The sequence below is a fragment of the Actinospineispora eucalypti genome (assembly GCF_039543365.1).
GTDB classification, from domain to species: Bacteria; Actinomycetota; Actinomycetes; order Mycobacteriales; family Pseudonocardiaceae; genus Pseudonocardia; species Pseudonocardia eucalypti.
In genome coordinates this window covers 149,733-170,134 of the sequence record NZ_BAABJP010000015.1, presented here as the reverse complement: position 1 = coordinate 170,134, position 20,402 = coordinate 149,733, and the positions used below count along the sequence as shown (strand labels likewise).

Sequence of the window (20,402 nt, the reverse complement as noted above, 5' to 3'; positions counted from 1 at the left end):
GCGCGCCCGGCCGAATAGGGTTGCCGTATGAAACTGAGCTCCCAGGTGATGTACAGCGGCAACCCGGTGGAGACGCTCGCCCAGGTCGAGGCGATGGAGCGGGCCGGCCTGGACACGGCGTGGATCGCCGAGGCGTACAGCTTCGACGCCCCCACCGTCATGGGTTACCTGGCCGCGAAGACCGAGCGGCTGGAGATCGGCTCCGGCATCCTGCCCATCTACAGCCGCACCCCCACGCTCACCGCGATGACCGCCGCCGGCCTGGACGCGGTCTCCGGCGGGCGGGCCATCCTGGGGCTCGGCGCCTCCGGGCCGCAGGTCATCGAGGGCTGGCACGGCGTGCCCTATGACCAGCCGCTGGCCCGCACCCGGGAGGTCATCGAGATCTGCCGCAAGGTCTGGCGCCGCGAGGTGGTCGAGCACAAGGGCATCTACAACCTGCCGCTGCCGCCCGGCCAGGGACTCGGCCTGGGCAAACCGCTGAAGATCATCAACCATCCGGTGCGGGACCGCATCCCGATCTGGGTGGCCGCGCTGGGCGACAAGAACGTGGAGATGACCGCCGAGCTGGCCGACGGCTGGCTGCCGTTCCTGCTCTACCCGGAACGGCTGGATCAGGTGTGGGGCGACGCGCTGCGCGCCGGCAAGGCCAAGCGCGCCCCCGAGCTGGGCGAGCTGCAGTTCACCGGCGGCGGCGTGCTGGCGCTGGAGCCCGAGTTCTTCGACGGCGCGCGGGCCTTCGCCCGGGGCGTGTCCTCGCTGTACATCGGCGGCATGGGCGCGCGCGGCAAGAACTTCTACAACACGGTCATGCAGCGCTACGGCTACCCGGACGAGGCCAAGCTCATCCAGGACCTCTACCTGGACAAGCGCAAGGAGGAGGCGGCCGCCGCGCTGCCCGAGGAGTTCATCGCCAACTCCAACCTGATCGGCCCGCCGGAGTTCGTCCGCGACCGCATCGCCGCGCTGCGCGCCGCCGGGGTGACCCACCTGCACGTCACCCCGATCGGCTCCGACCCGGCCAAGCTGCTGGCCCAGGTGAAGGAGTGGATCTCCTAACTAGTTGCCGAGGAGGACGGCCATGTTGGCGCGCAGGCCGTCCACCACCTCGGCGGGCGCCTTGGCCGGCGAGCCGGCGGAGTAGGGCGGGTCCGGGTCGTACTCGATGGCCAGCTGGACGACCTGGGCCAGCTCGTCACCGGCGATCCTGCCGGCCAGGGTGAGCGCCATGTCGATGCCGGCGGACACCCCGGCGGCGGTGACGTACTTGCCGTCCATCACCACCCGCTCGCCCACGGCGTGGGTGGCGCCGTACCGGGACAGCGCCTCGGTGAGGAACCAGTGCGTGGTGGCCCGGCGGCCGGTCAGCAGGCCGGCCGCCGCGAGCAGCAGCGAACCGGTGCACACCGAGGTGGTCCAGGTGCTCGTCGCGTCGGCGGTGCGCAGCCAGTCCAGGGTCGGCGCGTCGTCCATCAGGTCCCCCTGACCCGGGCCGCCGGGGACCAGCACGATGTCCGGGTCGGTCAGCTCGTCCATCGCGGCCTCGGCGAGCAGTGCCACGCTGCCCACGTCGTTGCGCACCGGCCCGGGGCGGGCCGCGACGAACGTCACGGTGGCGCCGGGCAGCCGGGACAGCACCTCGTAGGGGCCGATCGCGTCCAGCGTGGTGAAGCGGTCATACAACAGCACGGCGATCCGCACGGCGTCCTCCTGGTTGGAATCGGTCTCGATACTGGGCGGGGCTGAGCGCGAGGTTGCGCAGGAACGCCCGGCGCATCGCCTCGGGCGTGCCGAAACCACAGGCGGCGGCCGTCTCGGCGATGCCGTCGCCGCTGTCCTCCAGCCGGCGGCGGGCGGCCTCCAGCCGGACCTGGTCCACGTAGCGGCCCGGCGGCATGCCCACCTCGGCGGCGAACGCCCGGGCGAACTGCCGGGGCGAAAGGTGCGCCCGCCGGGCCAGCGCGGCGACGGAGAGGTCGGCGTCCGGGTGCTCCAGGATCCACTGCTGCACGTCGCGCAGCGGCTCCCGGCGGGCCAGCTGGGTGGCCAGCTGCGCGCTGAACTGGGCCTGGTTGCCCGGCCGGCGCAGGAAGACCACCAGGTGGCGGGCGATGGTGAGCGCGGCCTCGTGCCCGAGGTCGTCCTCCACCAGGTCCAGCGCCAGGTCGATGCCGGCGGTGACCCCGGCCGAGGTGGCCAGCCGGCCGTCCCGCACGAAGATCGGTTCGGGTCGCACCGTGACGTCCGGGAACCGCGCGGCCAGCGTTGCGCAGTACGCCCAGTGCGTCGTCGCGCCGCGCCCGGCCAGCAGGCCCGCCTCGGCCAGCAGGAACGCCCCGGTGCACACGGAGACCAGGCGCGCCGCGTGCGCGCCGACCGTGCGCACCCAGTCGACCAGTGCCGGGTCCGGCCCGGCGGTGCCGGCGCCGCCGGGCACCAGCAGCAGGTCCGGGGTGGGCTGTTCCAGCAGGTCGGCATCCGGGGTGATGAGCAGGCCGTTGGACGCGCGCACCGGCCGGCCGCCCAGGCTGGCCGTGCGGATCCGGTACGCGGGGCCGGCCCGTCGGTGTTCGCACCAGATGTTCGCCCCGCAGAACACCTCCAGCGGCCCGGTCACGTCCAGGCTCTGCACCCCGTCGAACAACACCGCGAGCACCCGCACCCCTCAACCCTGCCCCCACCCGCCCGCGTCCACAACGCCACAACCCCCACCTTTCCTGCCATCCCCCCTCCACCTGATTCAGTCACTTCAGCACGGTGGTTCGGTGGCTTCAGCACGGTGGTTCAGTGGATTCAGCACGGTGGTTCAGTGGTTTCAGCACGGTGGTTCGGTCACTTCAGTAATGCTGGCCAGCCGCCTGGGCCGCCCGGAGCGCACCCGGAGTGCACAAAGTGACTGAACCACCCTGCTGAAGTGACTGAATCACCGTGCTGAAGGGACTGAATCAGGTGGGAGGGGGTGAGGGGGACGGGTCGCGGGGTGGGGCGTTCGCGGATAACGTCTCGGCATGGCGAGTGATCGACCGGCCGCGGCGTCGGCCGTGCGCAAGGGCGACGAGCTGGACTGGGCGACCATCGGGCGTTGGCTGCGTGGCGAGGTGCCGGAACTGTCCGGCCCGCTGAACGTGCTGCAGTTCCCGCACGGCCGGGCCAACCTGACCTACCTGATCGAGATCGGCGGCACCCGGCTGGTGCTGCGCCGGCCGCCGTTCGGGAAGATCGCGCCGGGCGCGCACGACATGGGCCGGGAGTTCAAGGTGCTGTCCCGGCTGTGGCGGTCCTACGACCGCGCGCCGAGGGCGTACGCGTTCACCGACGACCACTCCATCGCCGGCGCGGACTGCTTCGTCATGGAGTACCGGGACGGCGCGGTGATCCGGGACGTGCTCCCCGACGAGCTGCGCGGCCAGCCCGACCTGGGCCGGCGGCTGATGTTCGGGGTGGTCGACGCGATGGCCGACCTGCACCTGGTGGACCCGGACGAGTGTGACCTCGGCGACCTCGGCCGGCCGGAGGGCTTCGTCGCCCGGCAGGTCTCCGGGTGGGCGCGCCGATGGGAGCTGTCCGCCCCCGAGGGCGGCACGGCCGCCGAGGCGATGGCCCAGGTCGGTGAGCGGCTGGCCGCGACGCTGCCGGCCACCCAGTCGGACGGCATCGTGCACAACGACCTCAAGATCGATAACTGTCAGTACGACCTCGGCGACCCGGACCGGGTGAAGTCGGTCTTCGACTGGGACATGGCCACCCTGGGCGACCCGCTGGTGGACCTCGGCACGCTGCTCAACTACGTGCCGGACGCCAGCGACCCGCCGGAGCTGCAGGGCGCGGTGCGCTACCCGCCGGAGCTCGAGCTGCCCAGCCGTGACGAGGTGGCCGCTCGCTACGCCGAACGCACCGGCACCGACGTCGGCGGCGTCACCTGGTACCTGGCCTTCGCCAAATGGAAGACCGCCACCGTCTACCAGCAGCTGGCCAACCGGGCACTGGCCGGCGACAGCCGCAACGAGCACAACGCCGAGCTGAGCGGTATCGTGCCCGCTCTCGCGCGGGTCGCCGACGCGTTGCTGGACGAGCTGCCATAAGGGGAAACATGCAGGTCTACCGGGCGGTGGCGGACCGGGCCAGGGCGCGGGAACTGGCCGCGACCGACTCGCCGTTCGCCATCGAGGTGCGCTTCCACGGCGGCCTCACGGACCGCCAGCAGGAGGCGTTCACCGCGGCGGCCGACCGCTGGGCCAAGGTCATCGTGGGCGACCTGCCGACCGCCGTGGTGGACGGTGAAGAGGTCGACGACGTGCGCATCGACGCCAGCGGCAGCTCGATCGACGGCCCGGCGGGCGTGCTCGGGCAGGCCGGGCCGACCCAGCTGCGCCCCGCCTCGGCCGGTGCGGCGGCGTACCTGCCGGCGGCCGGCACGATGGAGTTCGACTCGGACGACCTGGCCGAGATGGAACGCGTCGGCACGCTGCACGACGTGATCACCCACGAGATGGGGCACGTCCTCGGCTTCGGCACCATCTGGACCCGCAAGCGGTTGATCACCGGTGCCGGCGGCGACAATCCGGCGTTCAGCGGGGCCGGCGCGGTCGCCGCCTACCGGGAGCTCTCCGGGGACCGGAAGGCCGCCTCGGTGCCGGTGGAGAACACCGGCGGCCAGGGCACCCGGGACGGCCACTGGCGGGAGTCCACGTTCGGCCTGGAGCTGATGACCGGCTACATCGCCACCCCGGGCAACCCGCTTTCGGCGCTCACCGTGGCCGGCATGGGCGACCTCGGCTACCAGGTGGACCTGGCCGCCGCTGAGCCCTACACGCTCGCCCCGGCCCCCGAGTCGGCCGAGCGCGCCCTGGAGCTGCACGCCCGCCTCCGCACCCGCCGCCCCGCCCCCCGGGTGCTCACGGCATAAACCCACCGCACCGTCTCCGCGCCGTTCCCTGGGTAACCGTGACGCCGCACCAGGTGTGGGCTGTGCGGCGTCAGGTAGGGCGCGGTGTCGGTTTAAAGATCGTCTTGGACGGCGCGGCTTGGGGTCTGGCGAGGTTTGGGTGCGGCCTGTTGCGTTTCGGCCGCTACGGACGGTGATCGGCGGCTCTTTCGCTACGCACCGTGATGGCCGGGGTGGCTGTCGAGCGAATCCGCGCCATCCTTGCCCGTCGAGCGCTGGCCGAGTCCGCTTCGATCACGGAGGAGACCGGACTGTGCCAGCGCTCGATGAAGACGACCGAGCCGGCCGACCACGGTCCGTAACCAAGGCCCAAGCCGTCAACCAACTACTTGCACCCATAACCAAACGGCGTTGCGACGACCGCCGGGTCGGCTCGGGGTGAGGCGAGGCGGGGAGCGGCGCTACTTGCGGGGGCGTTTGGGTTCGAAGTGTTCGTGCAGGTTGCTGAGCAGGGTTTCGTAGGTCTTGCGCAGGGCCAGTTTCTCGCGCAGGCGGGCGCGGGTGCCGTCCGGGCCTTCCCAGTCCAGCTGGACCTGCACCACACAGCGCGTCTCGCCGTTCGGGGTGACGGTCCAGGTGGTGACCAGGGGGCGCTCGGTGTCGCGTTCCACCACGCTCAGCTCCCCGGCCTCGACGTGGGCGCGGCAGGCCCAGGTGGGCCGCTTGTGTGCGCCGAACATCCGGTAGAGGAACTTCGGGCGGCGCTCGTCCACGAGCAGCGTCCAGCCCACCTCGGTCCCGTGCACCTGGTAGTCGGTGAACTCCTCGGTGAGCAGTGCCGGACGCACCTGCTCGTAGTCGAGCAGCGCGGTGTGCACCTCGGCGGCCGGCTTGTTGACCATGGTGAGCGCGGTGACGCGCAACGGGGTCATGGCGGTAATCATTCCCTCGGGTGCAACTGCGGGGCGGCCACCCCGCAGTGGGCGCACTCCGCCAGTCTGAGCTTCGGCGCGGCGGTCGGCGTGGGCGTCGGCTCGGGTGCGGGTGCGGGGCGGGTCAGCAACAGGGCCATCAGCGAGGCCGCGACCAGCAGCCCCGCGCCGATCAGCATGGCGCCGGTGAAACCGGCGTCGAAGGCGACCGGGTCGGTGTAGTCCGCCCCCATCAGGCCGACCAGCCCGGGGATGACCGCGACCGCGAGCAGCCCGGCGGACCGGGCCACCGCGTTGTTCACCCCGGACGCGGCGCCCGCGTGGTGGGCGTCGGCGGAGGCCAGCACGGTCGCGGTGAGCGGCGCCACCGTGGCGGCCAGGCCCAGCCCGAGCAGCACGGTGGCCGGCAGCACCTCGGTCAGGTAGCCGGTCAGATCACCCGAGCCCGGCCCGATCCGGGTGGCCAGCAGGAACCCGCCGGCGGCGAGCAGCGGCCCGATCGTCATGAACGGCCGCGCGCCGAACCGGTCGGCCAGCCCGCCGGCCCGCGCGGAGAGCAGCAGCATCAGCGCGGTGACCGGCAGCATCGCCGTGCCGGCCACCGTGGGGGAGAACCCGGACACCGTCTGCAGCTGCAGCACCAGCAGGAAGAAGAACACGCCCAGCGCGCCGTAGATGAGTAGCGTGGCCGCGTTGGAAACGCTGAACGAACGGTTCCGGAACATCGACAGCGGCACCAGCGGGTGCGGCGAGCGCGCCTCCACGACCAGGAACCCGGCCAGCGCCAGCACCCCGACCACCCCGGAGACCAGCACCGACGGGCGCAGGCCGGATCCGGCCTCGGTGAGTGCGTAGGTGACCCCGCCCAGGCCGAGCACGCCGAGCACCGCCCCGGGCACGTCGATACCGCCGGTGGCGTCCGGGTCGTGCGACTCCGGCACGTGCCGCAGCGCGATCACCACGATGGCGGCGGCCACCGGCACGTTCACCCAGAACACCGCCCGCCAGTCCCAGGCCACCAGCGCGCCGCCGACGAACGGCCCGACCGCGCCGGCCAGACCGCCCAGCCCGGACCACGCGCCGATCGCCCGCGAGCGGTCCTCCGGGCAGAAGGATGCGGCGATCAGCGCCAGGCTGCCCGGGGTGAGCAGCGCCCCGCCGATGCCCTGCAGCACCCGCCCGGCGATCAGCAGCGGTGCGTCCGGCGCCAGCCCGCACAGCGCGGAGGCGGCGGCGAACCAGACCACCCCGATGACGAACACCCGGCGCCGGCCGAACCGGTCGCCCAGCGCGCCGCCCAGCAGGATCAGGGCGGCCAGGGACAGCGAGTAGCCGTTGACGATCCACTGCAGCGCGGCGAAGTCCGCGCCGAGGTCGCGGCCCATCCGGTCCAGGGCCACGTTCACCACGGTGGCGTCCAGCATGGCCAGCCCGGAGCCCCCGATGGCCGCCGTGAGCACCCAGCGCCCGCCGGCCTGGCCCATCCGCAGCGTCCCGCCGGCCGGTTGGTTCACGGGTTGGTCTCCAGGCGTTCGCGCATCTTGGCCAGGGTCTGGGTGAGCAGCCGGGACACGTGCATCTGGGACACCCCGACCCGGTCGGCGATCTGGGTCTGGGTCATGTTCAGGAAGAAGCGCAGCATCAGGATGTTGCGCTCCCGGTCCGGCAGCTCGGCCAGCAGGGGCTGCAGCGCCTGCTGGTAGTCCACCCGGTCCAGCTCGGCGTCCGCCGCGCCGAGCAGGTCGCCCAGGGTGGTGCCGCTCTCGTCGGTGGAAAGCATCTCGTCCAGCGACGAGCTGCGGTAGGCCTGCGCCGCCTCCAGGCCCTCCAGCACCTCGCTCACCGGCAGCTCCAGCCGCCGGGCCAGCTCGCTCGGCTTGGGCGCCCGGCCCAGCTGCTGGGACAGCTCGGCGACCGCCGCGTTGATGGAGACGTGCAGGTCCTTCAGCCGCCGGGGCACCCGCATGGACCAGCTCTGGTCGCGGAAGTGCCGGCGCACCTCACCACTGATGGTGGGCACCGCGAAGGAGAAGAAGTCGGTGCCCCGTTCCGGCGTGAACCGGTCCACCGCGTTGATCAGCCCCACCGTGGCCACCTGGGTGAGGTCCTCCAGCGGCTCGCCCCGGTGCGCGAACCGGCGGGCGATGTGCTGGGCAACCGGCAGGTAACCGGTGACCAGCTGGTCGCGCAGCTTCTCCCGGCGCGGGTCGTCCGGGTCCAGCCCGGCGTACTCGGACAGCAGCGGGACCAGGTGCTCGTACTCCGAGGAGGACACGGACGACGCCGAGGACGCCGCGCCGTCCGGCTGATCGGTCGGGCCGTTGGGCGGATCGGGCGAGTCGGGCGAGCTCACTTGGCCGCGCCGGCGTGCTTGACCAGGCGGATGACCACCGCATCCGGTTGGCCGTCCAGGCCCCGGCTGCTGCTGACCTCGTCGGCCAGCGTCTGCAGCACCCGCCAACCGAAGCTGGCCGTGCTGACCTCCCCTTCGGTCGGCACCGCCGGGCTGCTGGCGACCACCTCGATGTGTTCCTTGCCCACGAAGAACCGGCAGCTCAGCACCCGGTCCTCGGTGGTGAGCCCGACCAGCGTGGCGCACGCCTCGTCCACGGCCATGCGCAGGTCCGAGATGGCATCGAGATCGAAGTCGGCCCTCCCGGCCAGGTCGGAGGCGACCGCGCGAACGGTGGGAATCAGCTCTGGCCGGGCCGAGATGCGGATCTCGACCGTTGGGCCGTCGGGCGAGGGGAAAGACACGTGCGGCAGCATACGACCCCGTTGGGGATGGGTCCGCCTGGCGACCGTTCGTGGATCTTTCGAGACCGTTTGTCGCATTGCGTCCCAATTGGCACATGAGAAGCCGTTCGCAGAGTTAAGTAAGTATCAACAAGCAGGGGGGATGGCATGACTGCGGGCGACGCGGGCGGTATCGCCTGGGGACGAGCGTCCTCGGGTGACACCTCTCCGCCGGGCGCGCTGGACACGCTGACGCCGCCGCCGTCCGCCCGAATGCGGCTGCCGGCGCGGTTGCGCCGCGCCCGGCAGGTGGTCGCGGTGACCGTGCACCTGCCCGAGTTCCTGCTGGCCACCGCCGGCCTGCTGCAGCGGCTGGCCGCGGCGAAGATCCAGGTGGACGTGCTGGTGGCCGCGGATGCCGCACCGGCCGCCGACCGGTCGGCGGCGATCGCGCTGAGCCGTCTCGAGGTCCCCGGGGTGCGCCGGCACCGGCTGGCCCTGCCGCTGCCGATCGGCCCCGACCGGGTGGACGACCTGCTGGCCGGGCTTTCCGAGCTGGTCGGTTTCGACCCCGAGCCCGGGGTGTTCTGCATGGCCCCGGCGATGGGCGGCGGGTCGGGCGAGGCATTGGCGGAGGCCGCGGAACGAATCTGCGAGGTCTACCAGCTGCCGCTGCTGCGCTACCCGGCAACGCCGGGCGGCTCGGCCACCGACCTGGAGCTGGACACCGCCGAATGGACACGCAAGTGCGCGGCGCTGGACGCGTGCGCCACCCAGGTCACCCCGCTGAGCGGGCGCCTGGAGCATTTCGGCATGGGCTGAGGCCCGAACGGGCCTGAGGAAAACGGAGCCCCCGACGGTCGGCATTGACCGCCGGGGGCTCGTCCGCCCCCAGGAGCTGGCTAGCTGGCCACCGGTTCGGGGTGGCGGGTCTCGCGCTGTCGTTCGATGATGGCCCGTCGCTCGGACTCGGCCAGGCCGCCCCATACGCCGAACGGCTCCTGGGTGCGCAGGGCGAACTCACGGCACGGCACGATCACCGGGCACCCGGCACAAACCTGCTTGGCGCGCTCGGTGCGCCGGGCGCGGGACGGGTTCCTCTCGCCATCGGGATGGAAGAAAGTGCCGCTGTCCATGCCCCGGCAGGAGCCCAACCGCTGCCACTGCCATTCATGCTCCGACGGCCCCGGCAAGCGGGAGAAGTCAGTCACGAATCCACCTCTTTTCGTCCGGTCGGCACGCCGCGACCCCGCCGGGGTTGTTCCCCGGCCGGGGCGGTGTCAAACCTCCGGACCAGGAGAGGTTTACGTCACAGTAGGTTTCCTCAGGCCGGGTCGCCCAGAACCCGGCCGGCCGCGTCGGTGATCTGGAACAGCTCGAGCAGCCCGGCGATCTCCAGCGGGCGCAGGATCCGGTGCGCGGAGCAGGCCAGCCACAGGTCGATCTGCTGGCGCCCCGCCTCGGAACGGGCCTCCACCAGCGCGGCCAGGCCGCTGGTGCCGATGAAGTCCACCGCGTCCAGGTCCAGGATCACCCGGCGGAAACCGCCGCCGAACGCCTCCGCGATGCGCTGACGCAGCGTGGGGGAGGTGAGCATGTCGACCTCGCCGGCGACCCGCAACACCGCGATGCCCTCGGCGGGCACGTCGAGCTCGACACTGATCGGGTTCTCCGTCGACTGCTGTGTCACGAGGCCGACGGTATGCCGGTCGGGGCGGCGGAACAACTTGTGGCACGTTCGGCTCAACGCGTTGCGCGCACCCGGTGTTGTCCCTCCGGCGTGCGTTCGGTGAGGCCCAGGCGGGCCAGGCGCTCCAACAGCGGGACGGCCACCCGGCGGGTGGTGTCCAGCGCCAGCCGGGCCTCGCTGAGCGTGAACTCCCCGGTGCCGAGCGTGCGGAGCACCTCCACCGCCGCCCGTTCGGCGCCGGGCAGCAGGTAGACCCCGTCGGCGACCTTCGCCAGCTCGCCCGCCCGCACCAGGGTGGCCAGCTCCCTGGCGCCGAGTCCCAGTTCGGCCAGCCGGTTCGCGTCGGGTGCGCCGAACGGGTTAGCCGTCAGCTCGGTGTGCAGCTGGTCCCGCGCGGCCCGCAGCGGTTCGGGCAGTCCGGCGCTGTCCTCGTCCGCCCGCCGGATCCGGCCGTCCCGGGAAACCAGCCGCCCGGCCGCCGGTTCCACCGCGACCAGGGCCTCGACCAGCCGGTTCGTCGGCAGGTCCAGCGCCCGTCGCGCCGCGCCGAGCGGCACGCCGGGGTCCAACGGGTCGGCCGCGTCGTGCTCGGCGACGGCGGCCAGCAGCCGGGTGGCCAGCTCGCCGGCGGTCGCGGTGTGCAGCAGCCAGTCGCCGTCCGCCAGCGCGGTCTCGGCGGCCGCCGCATCCAGGGCGGCCGGCGGGATGCCCATGGCCAGCAGCTCGCCGCGCCGCACCAGGCCCCGCCGGGCCAGCTCGCTCACCGGGTCCGGGGTCTCGCCGACCGCCCGCAGCTCGTCGGCCCGGCGGGCGGACGCCCCGCGCCGGCGCAGGGCGGGCGGCCGCACGTCCAGCACGGTCAACCCGGCGGCGATCCGGTGCCGGCCGGGGTCGCGCAGCAGCGCCCGGTCGCCGATGCGCAGCGGCAGCGGGGTGCGCAGGGTCAGGCGCGCGGTGTCGGTGTCGTCACCGGAGCCGAGCGGGCGCACCCGCGCCGGCACCGAGGCCGCCCCGATGTGCAGGGTCAGCTCGGCCGGAAGCTCGCCGGGCGGTGGCGCGGAGGTGAGCCGCACGTCGATCACCTCGCTGGTCAGCCAGCGGTCCGGGGTGACCAGCGCATGCCCCCGGCCCACCGCGTCCCGGGGCAGCCCGCGCAGGTTCACCGCGACCCGGGACACCCCGCGCGCCTCGCCCACCGGCTCGCCGAGGGACTGCAGGCCGCGCACGGTGACCGCCCGGCCACCCGGTTCCAGCCGCAGCTCGTCGTCCATCCGCAGGGTGCCGGCGGCCAGCGTGCCGGTGACCACCGTCCCGGCGCCCCGGATGGTGAACGCGCGGTCCACCCACAGCCGGACATCGGCATCCGGGTCCGGCTCGGGCAACCGCGTGACCAGCTCGGCGAGGGCGCCGCGCAGCTGGTCCAGCCCGGCGCCGGTGGCCCCGGAGACGCCGATGCCGGGCATGTCGGCCAGCGGCGTGCCGGCCAGGTGCTCCCGGGCCTCGGCCAGCGCCAGCTCGGGTTCCATCAGATCGGACCGGGTGACCACGAGCAGCCCGTGCGTGGCGCCGAGCGCGGCCAGCGCGTCCAGGTGTTCACCGGACTGCGGCATCCAGCCCTCGTCGGCGGCCACCACGAACATCACCGCCGGCACCGGCCCGATGCCGGCCAGCATGGTGCTGACGAACCGCTCGTGCCCGGGGACGTCCACGAACGCCAGTTGTTGGCCGCCCGGCAGGGTCGTCCAGGCGAAGCCCAGGTCGATGGTCATGCCCCGCCGCTGTTCCTCCGCCCAGCGGTCCGGTTCCATCCCGGTGAGCGCGCGGACCAGGGTGGACTTGCCGTGGTCCACGTGCCCGGCGGTGGCGATCACGTGCATGCTCTGACCGCTTCGTAAAGCCGCTCGTCGTCCTCCGGGCTGACCGTGCGCAGGTCCAGCAGGCACCGGCCGCCGTCGAGGTGGCCGAGTACCGCCGGCCGGGTCTTGCGCAGTGCCTCGGCGTAGCGCTCGGGCAGCGCGACGGCCGCGCTGGGCAGGGTCACCCCGGGCGCGCCTCCGCCGCCCACGGTGGCCTCGGTGTCCTTCGGGTGTGCGTCGACGCCCGCCGTGCGCAGTCGTCCGGCCAGGGCTTCCGCTCGTGACCGGAGCGTGGTGTGGTCGGTGTGCAGGGCGGTGGCGGTCGGGGTCGGGGGGCCGGTGAGGGTGGCTTCCAGTGCGGCCAGGGTCAGCTTGTCCACCCGCAGCGCGCGGGCCATGGGGTGCCGGCGCAGCCTCTGCACCAGCTCGGCGCCGTCGCCCGGCCCGCCGAGCAGCAGGCCGGCCTGCGGGCCGCCGAGCAGCTTGTCCCCGGACGCGGTGACCAGGTCGGCGCCCTGGCCGAGCACGGTGGCCGCGTCCGGTTCAGCGGGCAGCCGGGGCTCGGGCGCGAGCAGGCCGGAGCCGATGTCCACCACCAGGGGCGGCTCCAGCGTGGCCAGCTCGGCGACCGGCACCGACGAGGTGAAGCCGGTGATCCGGAAGTTGGACGGGTGCACCTTGAGCAGGAAGGCGGTTTCCGGGCCGATCGCGTCGGCGTAGTCGGCCAGCCGGACCCGGTTGGTGGCGCCCACCTCGCGCAGCCGGGCGCCGGTGCTGGCCAGCAGCTCCGGGATGCGGAACCCGTCGCCGATCTCCACCAGCTCGCCCCGGGCGATCACGATCTCCTTGTTGGTGTTGCCGCCGGCCAGCGCGGTGGCGACCAGGGCGAGCGCGGCCGCGCCGTTGTTCACCACGTGTACGGCGCCGGCGTCGGGCACGGCCTCGGCCAGCGCGCCCAGCGCGCCCCGGCCCCGGCGGCCGCGAGCGCCGGTGTCCAGGTCCAGCTCGACATCGCAGGTGCCGGCGGCCAGCTGGAGCGCCGCCACCGCCGCCGCCGAGAGCGGAGCGCGGCCCAGGTTGGTGTGCAGCAGCACCCCGGTGGCGTTGAGCACCCTGGTCAGGCTGGGCGCGGCGGTCTCGGGCAGCGCGTCGAGCGTCGCCTCGGTCACCCGCTCCGGTGCGAGCTCGCCGGCCCGCACCCTCCGCTGGGCGTCGTTGACCGCGCGCTTCACCAGCGCCCGGCCCAGGCGGTGCAGGGGTTCGGCCAGCTCCGGCTCCGCCAGCACCGCGTCGGTCCTCGGCACCAGCCGGCGCACGTCGTTGTCGGGTACGCCCACCTCGTTGAGCCTAGAGCTGTCCAGCACGAGGGCGCGTACTGTGGGCACCGCGACCGTCCGGAACCGCCCCAGTGGTTTTGATGTCGCGCTCGGACTTGGGAGGGACCGGCAGCATCCGGGTCGATCACCGACGGCCGAATCCGATCAGTGCGAGCCGCGTGGAAGTGGCGGTCTCGTTGAGGAGCGCGATGTCTGACAAGTCCCCCCGCCAGGCGTTGAGCAAGAAATCCGCCAAATCGATCAAAGAAAAGCGTGCGATCAAAAAACAGAAAAAGGCCGACGATCTGACCCGGGGCTCGTCGAGCGACCGGGGGACGGCATGACGCACCGCTCCATGAACGCGCGGAGCGTGTCTCACGAGAACACGCGTTACGCCCGCTCGCAGGCCGCCTACGAGTACAACATCGCCATCCAGAATGACAAAGCCGCGCAGGTTATCGCGTCCCGGGCCAGCGGCATAGACGACTGCATCGAACTGCTCGCCATGCTCGGGCTGGACGCTCGCGCCGGCCGGACCCGTAGCAAGGCCTGAAGACCCGGCGACCGCCGCCGGGTCCGCTCGCGGCCGACCCGGCGGCGGCCGTCGAATCCAAACGCCCAGGACATTGAACGCGAGTCCGAGGCGGCTCGGTGGCGTAGGCTCGGAGAGGCCGGAAGTATTTCGTGTGTCGGTGCCCAAATCGACATCGTTTCCGGGTCTCGCTGATATCGGTCGTGAGACGGCTGAGGACGGGAAGTGCCGACATGATGTCGGTCCCGCGAGTTGTGGCAATTTCCGCGGCGTGGAAGCTGCTCCGGCCATTAAGGTTGACGCTCAAGCCCGACATCGGCCGAGGAATATCGGCGACCGGTTACGTCGACGGTGCCTGGTGGCCGTATTCCCGCGATCTGGTCGCGGAAGTCCCGGTGCTGGCCAAGGCGTTGCGAGGCATGTTGGGTGGCGCCGAGCGGATCAGCTACAACCCGGTTGCGTGGGAACCGGCCGTCCGCGAGTTCCGCGTCGACGGGGCGCTGTTGCGGCTGGGTGGCTACCGCCACCAGCACGCCGACACGGTGGACGTGCTCGGCCGCGTACATCGGATCACCCTGCTGGTGATACCTCCGGGGGCAACCCAGGCGGCCGGCCACGATGCGCTGGCGCGGGCCTCGGCGGCGAACAATGCCGAGGACCCGACACAGCTACTGGTCGCGGCCTCCGCGGCTGATCCGGGCAACGACATCGCGAGCGCCGGGGGTAATCAAGCCGTCAATTGAGCGGATCCGGGTGACCGATCCACCCGGATCCGCCAGAACCCGGTCATGCCCCGCTGAATCTGCCTCGGCCGTACATTGGTGCTCGCGAATGCTTGGCGGGTTCGGCAATGCGACAGATGCAGTTTCGGTCCAACGCCTGGCTGAGCGTTGATTCGCAGAATCGTTTCGCGGTGGCGTCGTGGGATGCCTGGTCGTGGTCGCACGCCTGGCACGCGTCGGGTTTGGATGTGGGCGCGCTGTCATTCGAGCCGGTCGTCATTGCGGCGGCCTCACTCCGTCGGCGTGGCCGACGGGAACGTGGAGCTCCTGGCTGGGCAGATCGGAGAGGTGCCCTCCAACCAGGACGTTGTCAGCCTACGCTGGTGGCGGTGGGGGCTCGTTGTGGAACGGCCCCATCAGGGTGAACGCGGGTGGGCTCGATGCGGGTGTCAGGTTCGCCGAGACCCACCGCTCTTCTGGGGGCCGACCGAGGAGTACGGCAACAGCGCCACCTCGCGCGCATTCTTCACCGCGACCGCGACGTCGCGCTGATGCTGGCGGCAGTTACCGCTGATCCGGCGTGAGCGAATCTTGCCTCGATCGGACAGAAACCTTCGCAACAACCCCGTGTCTTTATAGTCGATGTCCCATGCTTTGTCTCGACAAAGCATGCACACCTTCTTCTTTGGTTCACGTTCCGGTCGCTTGCGCAAAGATGCCTCCGAAAATCAGGGTGAAGATGCCAAATGTCGAATGATTTCGCTTCGATGTACTCTCATAAATTAGGACAATGTCACCCTACACGCTCCTGTGGCCTGGCCGGGATTAGGCGCCGCCCTGGTGTTCACTTCCGACGGCTTCACATTTGCGGTACTTCGGCGGCGGGGTTCGGCGCGGTGCCCAGTACGACGGCGCCGGACGAGTCGGCGTCGCGGGCGACCGCCGGGGCGAGCCCGGCCAGCGCGATCGCCGTCGTCGCCGCGCCGACCTGTTCCTCACCGACCTCGAACAGCACGTGGCCGCCGGGGGCGAGCCAGCGCGGCGCCTCGGCGGCGACCCGCCGGAGCACGTCCAACCCGTCGGCGCCGCCGTCCAGCGCGGTGCGCGGCTCGTGCAGCCGCGCCTCGGGGGGGAGCAGCGGGATGGCCCCGGTCGGCACGTACGGCACGTTCGCCACCAGCAGGTTCACCCGGCCGCGCAGGCCGGCGGGCAACGGCTCGTACAGGTCGCCCAGGTAGACCCGCGCGCCCGGCAGGTTGTGCCGGGCGCAGTCCACCGCCGACGGGTCGATGTCCACCGCGTACAGCTCCGGCCGGCCGAGCCGGGCGGTCAGTGCGGCTCCGATCGCGCCCGAACCGCAGCACAGGTCGACCACCACGGCTCCGGTTTCCGCGGTGACCTCGACGGCCCGGTCCACCAGTCGTTCGGTGCGCCGGCGGGGCACGAACACCCCGGGGGTCAGCGCGATCCGCAAGCCGGCGAACTCCGCCCAGCCGAGCACCTGCTCGAGCGGTTCGCCGCCGGACCGCCGCCGGGCCATCGCGGCGAGCTCGCCGGGCGTCCCGGCGGCTTCGGTGATCAGCCGCGCTTCCTCCTCGGCGAACACGCAGCCGGCGGCGCGCAGCATCGTCACCAGGTCACCCACCTTGCGCACCCTATGCGGCTAACCTCGAGGGGTGACGGCGACATCGGAAACGCGGCGGCTCACGGAGTTCAGCCATGGCGGGGGGTGCGCCTGCAAGCTGGCCCCCGGACTGCTCAGCGAGGTGCTCGCCTCGTTCACCCCCCACACCCACCCCGACCTGTTGGTGGGCACCGAGACCGGCGACGACGCCGCCGTGTGGCGGCTGGACGCGGACCGCGCACTGGTGGCCACCACCGACTTCTTCACCCCGCTGGTCGACGACGCGCGCACCTGGGGCCGCATCGCCGCCACCAACGCGGTTTCCGACGTCTACGCGATGGGCGGGCGACCGCTGTTCGCGCTGAACCTGGTGGCCTGGCCGTCCACCGAGCTGTCCACGGAGCTGCTGGCCGAGGTGCTCGCCGGCGGCGCGGACGCCGGCCGGGAGTGCGGGTTCGCCGTGGTCGGCGGGCACAGCGTGGACGACCCGGAACCCAAGTACGGGCTGGCCGTGGTCGGTGAGGTGCACCCGGACCGGATCCTCACCAACGCCGGCCTGCGCGACGGCGAGGCGCTGGTGCTCACCAAGGCCCTGGGCACCGGCATCGCCACCTCGGCGGTGAAGGCCGGGGTCGCCCCGGCCGACGTGGTCGAGCGGGCCACCACCTCGATGATCACCCCGAACGCCGCCGCATCCGCCGCCGCCCTGGCCGCCGGCGCCACCGGGGCCACCGACGTGACCGGCTTCGGCCTGCTCGGGCACCTGCGCAAGATGGCCGAGGCGTCCCGGGTGGACGTGACGCTGGACGTGGCGGCGGTGCCGATCATGCCGGGCATCCGCGAGCTGGCCGCCTCCGGCGTGGTCCCCGGCGGCACGCGCCGCAACCTGGCCTGGGCGGCGGACCGGGTGAACCCCGGCGACACCGACGAGCTGGACCAACTGCTGCTGGCCGACGCGCAGACCTCCGGTGGCCTGCTCTTCGGCGCCGAGCCCGCGCGCGCGGCCGAGGCGGTGGCCCGCCTAGGTGGCACCGCCGCGATCATCGGCCGCATCCAAACCGGCACCGGCCGCATCAACCTCCACTAACCACCCCCTCCCCCCTGATTCAGTGCCTTCTGGCGGCTGATTCAGTGCGTTCTGGCGGTTGATTCAGTGCGTTCTGGCGGCTGAAGTGACTGAATCAGTGTGCTGAAGTGGCTGAATCACCCTGCTGAAGTGACTGAATCACGCTGCTGAAGTGACTGAATCAGCCTGCTGAAGTGACTGAATCAGCGGGTGGTGGCGGTTAGGCGGAGGGTGATCACGATGATGGCGGCGCAGGCCACGGCGGCCAGTAGGGCGTCCCAGCGGTCGCCCGGGCGGGACCGAGGGTCCGATCCGGGGCGGGTCAGGGCGGCCAGCAGGGGTAGCAGGGTGACGGAGGCGATCGCGTAGGCCAGGTGCACCGCCGGCTCGGCGTAGACCCGCTCGGAGGCCAGCCCGGCGACCGCGAACCCCGCCCGGACCAGCAGGGTCAGTTCGAGCAGCGCCAGGCTGGCCAGGAAGGCCACGCCCAGCCGGGCGCCCGACCCGGCGGCGGTCAGCGCCCACAACCCGAGCAGCCCGGCGTAGCCGGCGGCGAAGAAGCCGAGCAGCCCGGTCACAACGTCGACGCGCGAGCCCGGCGGCGGCGGTTGCGAGCGCTGCGCCGCTTGGTCAGCCACACGGTCAGCCCGGTCACCGCGAGCGGTATCGGGGTCAGCCCGAACAGCAGCCAGATCACCCGGGGCCCCGGCCCGACCAGGGTGCCGAAGTGCAGCCCGTAGTAGAAACCCTCGTCCCACAGCCGCTGGGTGGCGGGGGTGTCCGGCCCGGTCGGCGCGTAGTCCTGGATGCCGCCGCCGTGGCTGTCCACCGCGACGGAGATCGAGCCCGACCAGTTCCAGTACTCGTACGGATCGTGCCCCCTGGCCAGCCGGAACGTGTACATCCCGCCGGGCTGTTCCGGATGTACGGAGTCGAGCCCGGCCACCCGCGCGTCCGGGTGCGCGGCCAGCGCCACGTCCCGCGCCTGCTCGAAGGTGAGCAGCGGTCCGGTCCCCGGAGTCGGTGGCGCGGGGTCCGGCCGGGCCGATCCGGGCAGCGCGGCGAAGTAGGCCCGCGCCGGCCAATCGTAGAAGAAGGCCGCGCCGGTGAACCCCCACATCAGCAGGAACGGCACCGCCACGATTCCGATCACCCGGTGCAGGTCCAGGTCACGGGTGTACGCGCCGCGCCCCCGGCGCACCAGGAACCCGCCGGCCAGCGCGCGCAACCCCGGCCACCACACGATCGCCCCGGACACCGCGAGGAACACACCCAGCACCCCGAGCAGACCCAGCAGGTAGTACCCGGCGGAGATCTCCTTGCCGAACAGCGGCGGCAGCTTGGCGGTCATCCACTCCTGGTAGCCGGGCAACCCGGGGCAGGTCAGCCCGCAGTCGTGGATATTGATCATCAGGAGGACGAACTCCGGCAGCTCGCCGCCGATGCCGTTGATCCGCCCGGACCCGGGGTCCACGAACGCATCGGTGTACCGGCGGCCCTCGCCGGCCCCGCGCACCAGATAGATGTCCCCGTAGCGCTGCACACCGGTGGCGCCCAGTCCGGGATGCCGCGCCTGGACCATGCGCAGCGCGTCCAGGGGCGGCAACGGGTTGTCGCTGGGGGTGGCCCGGTAGCGCTCGGGGTGGGCCAGCTCGGCGAGGTCGTTGCCGTACAGCAGAACGGCGCCGGTGGTCGCCTCCACCAGGAACAGCAGGCCGAGGACCAGCGCGGTCCACCGGTGCAGCCGGATCCACCAGCGGTTCACCGGCCCGTGCGGGCGGCGCGCCTTGGCCCGCCTGGGGCGGCGGGCCGGGGTGTCCACGTGGCCGTTGCGCGCCCCCGGGTGGTCGCCGCCGGCGGTGAGCAGCTCGCTCGACACCCAACCTCCGTCCGAGTTAGTCTCGCCTAACTAGAGAGCAGGCTAGCCTTAGCGGAACGGAGTCGCCCAGCGAATGAACCCGGTTGACTGGCCCCCGGCCGGCCGACGCCGCCGGCTCGGCGCATGGTTGCTGGACGTGGTGCTGTTCGCCGGCACGCTGGGCTTCGGCTGGCTGGCCTGGACGTGGCACTGCTGGGCCAGCGGTGAGACCCCGGGCAAGCGGCTGCTCGGTGTGTGCGTTGTGGACAGCTGGACGAACCGCCCCGCCGACCGGTCCCGGATGGCCCTACGCGCGCTGGCCTATCAGGGCTTGGCGGTGCTGCTCGGGCTGGCCACCTTCGGCCTCGGCTGGCTGTACTGCATCGGCGCCGTGCTGGGCGCCGGCCGGCGGACCCTCTACGACGAGTGGTCGCACACGATGGTGCTGGCCCGCACGCACTGACATCCGAACCCGCCACTGCGCTCCCGACCCGGGAACCGTGCACTCGCGGTGATCGTTGCCTCGCTGTACGTCTCAACCTTTTCTCAGCGTACGGAGGTCATTGGTCCGATGGGGCTGTTCGACAAGATCAAGGAGCGGCTCGCGCCACCGGCGGCGCCGCACCAGCAGGGCGCCGGGATGCGTCCCGCCGCCCCCGCTGCTCCCACCGCGGGCAGTAGGGATCCGGACGAGGTGGCCATCGAGCGTTACCGGTACATGCTCAAGACCGCGCCGCCGGAAACCATCGAGCAGGCGCACGCGGAGGCGTTCGCCAAGCTCACCCCGGAGCAGCGCCAACAGGTGCTGAACGAGATGAGCACGACGGTCCCGCCGTCCGAGCGGGCCACCTCCACCGAGCCGAAAGACCTGGCGCGGATGGCCACCCGGGCGGAGATGGCGCAGCCCGGAACCATGGAACGCACCCTGGGCGGCGGCCGGCGCGGCGGCATGGGCATGGGGATGGGCGGCATGATCGCCGGCACGCTGCTGGCCAGCGTCGCCGGCGCGTTCATCGGCACGGCGATCGCCGACGCGTTCTTCGACGACGAGCCCGGTGGTGGCGAGGACATGGCCGCCGCCGAGCCGGAGCCGGAGGCGGACGCCGGCGCGGACGACGGGGGGTTCGGCGACTTCGGAGATTTCGGCGACTTCTGACCCGGAGGTCGGGACACCGCACCTGATCC

Annotated in this window: 25 protein-coding genes; 10 read left to right on the top strand and 15 right to left on the bottom strand. The window is 72.4% G+C overall.

Annotated features, from left to right (window positions below):
- Positions 1-27 precede the first annotated feature (27 nt).
- On the top strand, positions 28-1,059 hold the full coding sequence (locus ABEB12_RS16925; RefSeq protein ID WP_185059463.1) for an LLM class F420-dependent oxidoreductase: 1,032 nt from the start codon (positions 28-30) through the stop codon (positions 1,057-1,059).
- Here the strand turns inward: ABEB12_RS16925 and ABEB12_RS16920 are convergent, their stop codons facing one another.
- Both ABEB12_RS16920 and ABEB12_RS16915 read right to left on the bottom strand, forming a co-directional pair.
- Positions 1,060-1,701: a DJ-1/PfpI family protein gene (locus ABEB12_RS16920; RefSeq protein ID WP_185059464.1), complete on the bottom strand. Its 642-nt coding sequence runs from the start codon at positions 1,699-1,701 to the stop codon at positions 1,060-1,062.
- On the bottom strand, positions 1,676-2,662 hold the full coding sequence (locus ABEB12_RS16915) for a DJ-1/PfpI family protein (RefSeq protein ID WP_185059465.1): 987 nt from the start codon (positions 2,660-2,662) through the stop codon (positions 1,676-1,678). The genes ABEB12_RS16920 and ABEB12_RS16915 overlap by 26 nt, the downstream gene beginning before the upstream one ends.
- 346 nt (positions 2,663-3,008) lie before the next feature.
- On the opposite strand from ABEB12_RS16915, the gene ABEB12_RS16910 reads away from it, so the two are divergent.
- Both ABEB12_RS16910 and ABEB12_RS16905 read left to right on the top strand, forming a co-directional pair.
- Complete coding sequence (locus ABEB12_RS16910; protein ID WP_185059466.1) at positions 3,009-4,082, top strand: phosphotransferase; 1,074 nt, start codon at positions 3,009-3,011, stop codon at positions 4,080-4,082.
- Between the two features lie 8 nt (positions 4,083-4,090).
- Complete coding sequence (locus ABEB12_RS16905; protein WP_185059467.1) at positions 4,091-4,906, top strand: leishmanolysin-related zinc metalloendopeptidase; 816 nt, start codon at positions 4,091-4,093, stop codon at positions 4,904-4,906.
- A gap of 440 nt (positions 4,907-5,346) precedes the next feature.
- Here the strand turns inward: ABEB12_RS16905 and ABEB12_RS16900 are convergent, their stop codons facing one another.
- From ABEB12_RS16900 to ABEB12_RS16885, 4 genes are all read right to left on the bottom strand, one after another.
- Entirely contained in the window at positions 5,347-5,817 is a 471-nt protein-coding gene (locus tag ABEB12_RS16900) for a hypothetical protein (RefSeq protein ID WP_185059468.1), read from the bottom strand.
- An 8-nt stretch (positions 5,818-5,825) separates the two neighbouring features.
- On the bottom strand, positions 5,826-7,301 hold the full coding sequence (locus tag ABEB12_RS16895; RefSeq protein WP_185061166.1) for an MFS transporter: 1,476 nt from the start codon (positions 7,299-7,301) through the stop codon (positions 5,826-5,828).
- 26 nt (positions 7,302-7,327) lie between these two features.
- Complete coding sequence (locus tag ABEB12_RS16890) at positions 7,328-8,092, bottom strand: SigB/SigF/SigG family RNA polymerase sigma factor (protein WP_185061167.1); 765 nt, start codon at positions 8,090-8,092, stop codon at positions 7,328-7,330.
- 74 nt (positions 8,093-8,166) lie between these two features.
- Positions 8,167-8,574 (bottom strand): ATP-binding protein, encoded by a 408-nt coding sequence (locus ABEB12_RS16885; RefSeq protein WP_345702884.1) that lies wholly within the window; start codon positions 8,572-8,574, stop codon positions 8,167-8,169.
- A 147-nt stretch (positions 8,575-8,721) separates the two neighbouring features.
- Between ABEB12_RS16885 and ABEB12_RS16880 the strand changes: the two genes are divergently transcribed.
- The gene (locus tag ABEB12_RS16880) at positions 8,722-9,375 is read left to right on the top strand and encodes a hypothetical protein (RefSeq protein ID WP_185059470.1); all 654 of its coding nucleotides are present in this window, start codon (positions 8,722-8,724) and stop codon (positions 9,373-9,375) included.
- Between the two features lie 80 nt (positions 9,376-9,455).
- Here the strand turns inward: ABEB12_RS16880 and ABEB12_RS16875 are convergent, their stop codons facing one another.
- The 4 genes from ABEB12_RS16875 to selA all read right to left on the bottom strand — a co-directional run bounded on the left by ABEB12_RS16875 (position 9,456) and on the right by selA (position 13,436).
- Complete coding sequence (locus ABEB12_RS16875) at positions 9,456-9,764, bottom strand: WhiB family transcriptional regulator (protein WP_185059471.1); 309 nt, start codon at positions 9,762-9,764, stop codon at positions 9,456-9,458.
- 113 nt (positions 9,765-9,877) lie between these two features.
- On the bottom strand, positions 9,878-10,243 hold the full coding sequence (locus ABEB12_RS16870) for an anti-sigma factor antagonist (RefSeq protein WP_185059472.1): 366 nt from the start codon (positions 10,241-10,243) through the stop codon (positions 9,878-9,880).
- Positions 10,244-10,296: 53 nt separating this feature from the next.
- Positions 10,297-12,120 carry a selenocysteine-specific translation elongation factor gene (selB, locus tag ABEB12_RS16865; protein WP_185059473.1) on the bottom strand — a complete coding sequence of 608 codons (1,824 nt, stop codon included), beginning with the start codon at positions 12,118-12,120 and terminating at the stop codon, positions 10,297-10,299.
- Positions 12,111-13,436, bottom strand: a complete 1,326-nt coding sequence (gene selA / locus ABEB12_RS16860; RefSeq protein ID WP_185059474.1) for an L-seryl-tRNA(Sec) selenium transferase — start codon at positions 13,434-13,436, stop codon at positions 12,111-12,113. Before selA ends, selB begins: the two co-directional genes overlap by 10 nt.
- A gap of 188 nt (positions 13,437-13,624) precedes the next feature.
- Between selA and ABEB12_RS16855 the strand changes: the two genes are divergently transcribed.
- From ABEB12_RS16855 to ABEB12_RS16845, 3 genes are all read left to right on the top strand, one after another.
- Entirely contained in the window at positions 13,625-13,759 is a 135-nt protein-coding gene (locus ABEB12_RS16855; protein WP_345702883.1) for a hypothetical protein, read from the top strand.
- A gap of 26 nt (positions 13,760-13,785) precedes the next feature.
- Positions 13,786-13,968, top strand: coding sequence for a hypothetical protein (locus tag ABEB12_RS16850; protein ID WP_185061412.1), 183 nt, complete (start codon positions 13,786-13,788; stop codon positions 13,966-13,968).
- Positions 13,969-14,180: 212 nt separating this feature from the next.
- Positions 14,181-14,690, top strand: coding sequence for a DUF5994 family protein (locus tag ABEB12_RS16845; RefSeq protein WP_185059475.1), 510 nt, complete (start codon positions 14,181-14,183; stop codon positions 14,688-14,690).
- Positions 14,691-14,733: 43 nt separating this feature from the next.
- Here the strand turns inward: ABEB12_RS16845 and ABEB12_RS42135 are convergent, their stop codons facing one another.
- The 3 genes from ABEB12_RS42135 to ABEB12_RS16835 form a co-directional block, all read right to left on the bottom strand.
- Positions 14,734-14,949 carry an RGCVC family protein gene (locus ABEB12_RS42135; protein WP_221497575.1) on the bottom strand — a complete coding sequence of 72 codons (216 nt, stop codon included), beginning with the start codon at positions 14,947-14,949 and terminating at the stop codon, positions 14,734-14,736.
- 169 nt (positions 14,950-15,118) lie between these two features.
- Positions 15,119-15,382, bottom strand: a complete 264-nt coding sequence (rpsR, locus tag ABEB12_RS16840; RefSeq protein WP_185059476.1) for a 30S ribosomal protein S18 — start codon at positions 15,380-15,382, stop codon at positions 15,119-15,121.
- Positions 15,383-15,528: 146 nt separating this feature from the next.
- Positions 15,529-16,296, bottom strand: coding sequence for a putative protein N(5)-glutamine methyltransferase (locus ABEB12_RS16835; RefSeq protein ID WP_185061168.1), 768 nt, complete (start codon positions 16,294-16,296; stop codon positions 15,529-15,531).
- A gap of 49 nt (positions 16,297-16,345) precedes the next feature.
- Here ABEB12_RS16835 and selD point away from each other — a divergent pair, with 49 nt between their 5' ends.
- Positions 16,346-17,380 carry a selenide, water dikinase SelD gene (gene selD / locus ABEB12_RS16830; RefSeq protein ID WP_185059477.1) on the top strand — a complete coding sequence of 345 codons (1,035 nt, stop codon included), beginning with the start codon at positions 16,346-16,348 and terminating at the stop codon, positions 17,378-17,380.
- 182 nt (positions 17,381-17,562) lie between these two features.
- On the opposite strand, the gene ABEB12_RS16825 is transcribed toward selD, so the two are convergent.
- On the bottom strand, positions 17,563-17,937 hold the full coding sequence (locus tag ABEB12_RS16825) for a hypothetical protein (RefSeq protein ID WP_185059478.1): 375 nt from the start codon (positions 17,935-17,937) through the stop codon (positions 17,563-17,565).
- Positions 17,934-19,238, bottom strand: a complete 1,305-nt coding sequence (locus tag ABEB12_RS16820) for a PepSY domain-containing protein (RefSeq protein ID WP_185059479.1) — start codon at positions 19,236-19,238, stop codon at positions 17,934-17,936. The genes ABEB12_RS16825 and ABEB12_RS16820 overlap by 4 nt, the downstream gene beginning before the upstream one ends.
- 73 nt (positions 19,239-19,311) lie before the next feature.
- On the opposite strand from ABEB12_RS16820, the gene ABEB12_RS16815 reads away from it, so the two are divergent.
- On the top strand, positions 19,312-19,680 hold the full coding sequence (locus ABEB12_RS16815; RefSeq protein ID WP_185059480.1) for an RDD family protein: 369 nt from the start codon (positions 19,312-19,314) through the stop codon (positions 19,678-19,680).
- A 108-nt stretch (positions 19,681-19,788) separates the two neighbouring features.
- A complete protein-coding gene (locus tag ABEB12_RS16810; protein ID WP_185059481.1) occupies positions 19,789-20,373 on the top strand; it encodes a hypothetical protein in 585 nt (194 codons plus the stop codon).
- The last annotated feature ends 29 nt before the right edge of the window (positions 20,374-20,402 follow it).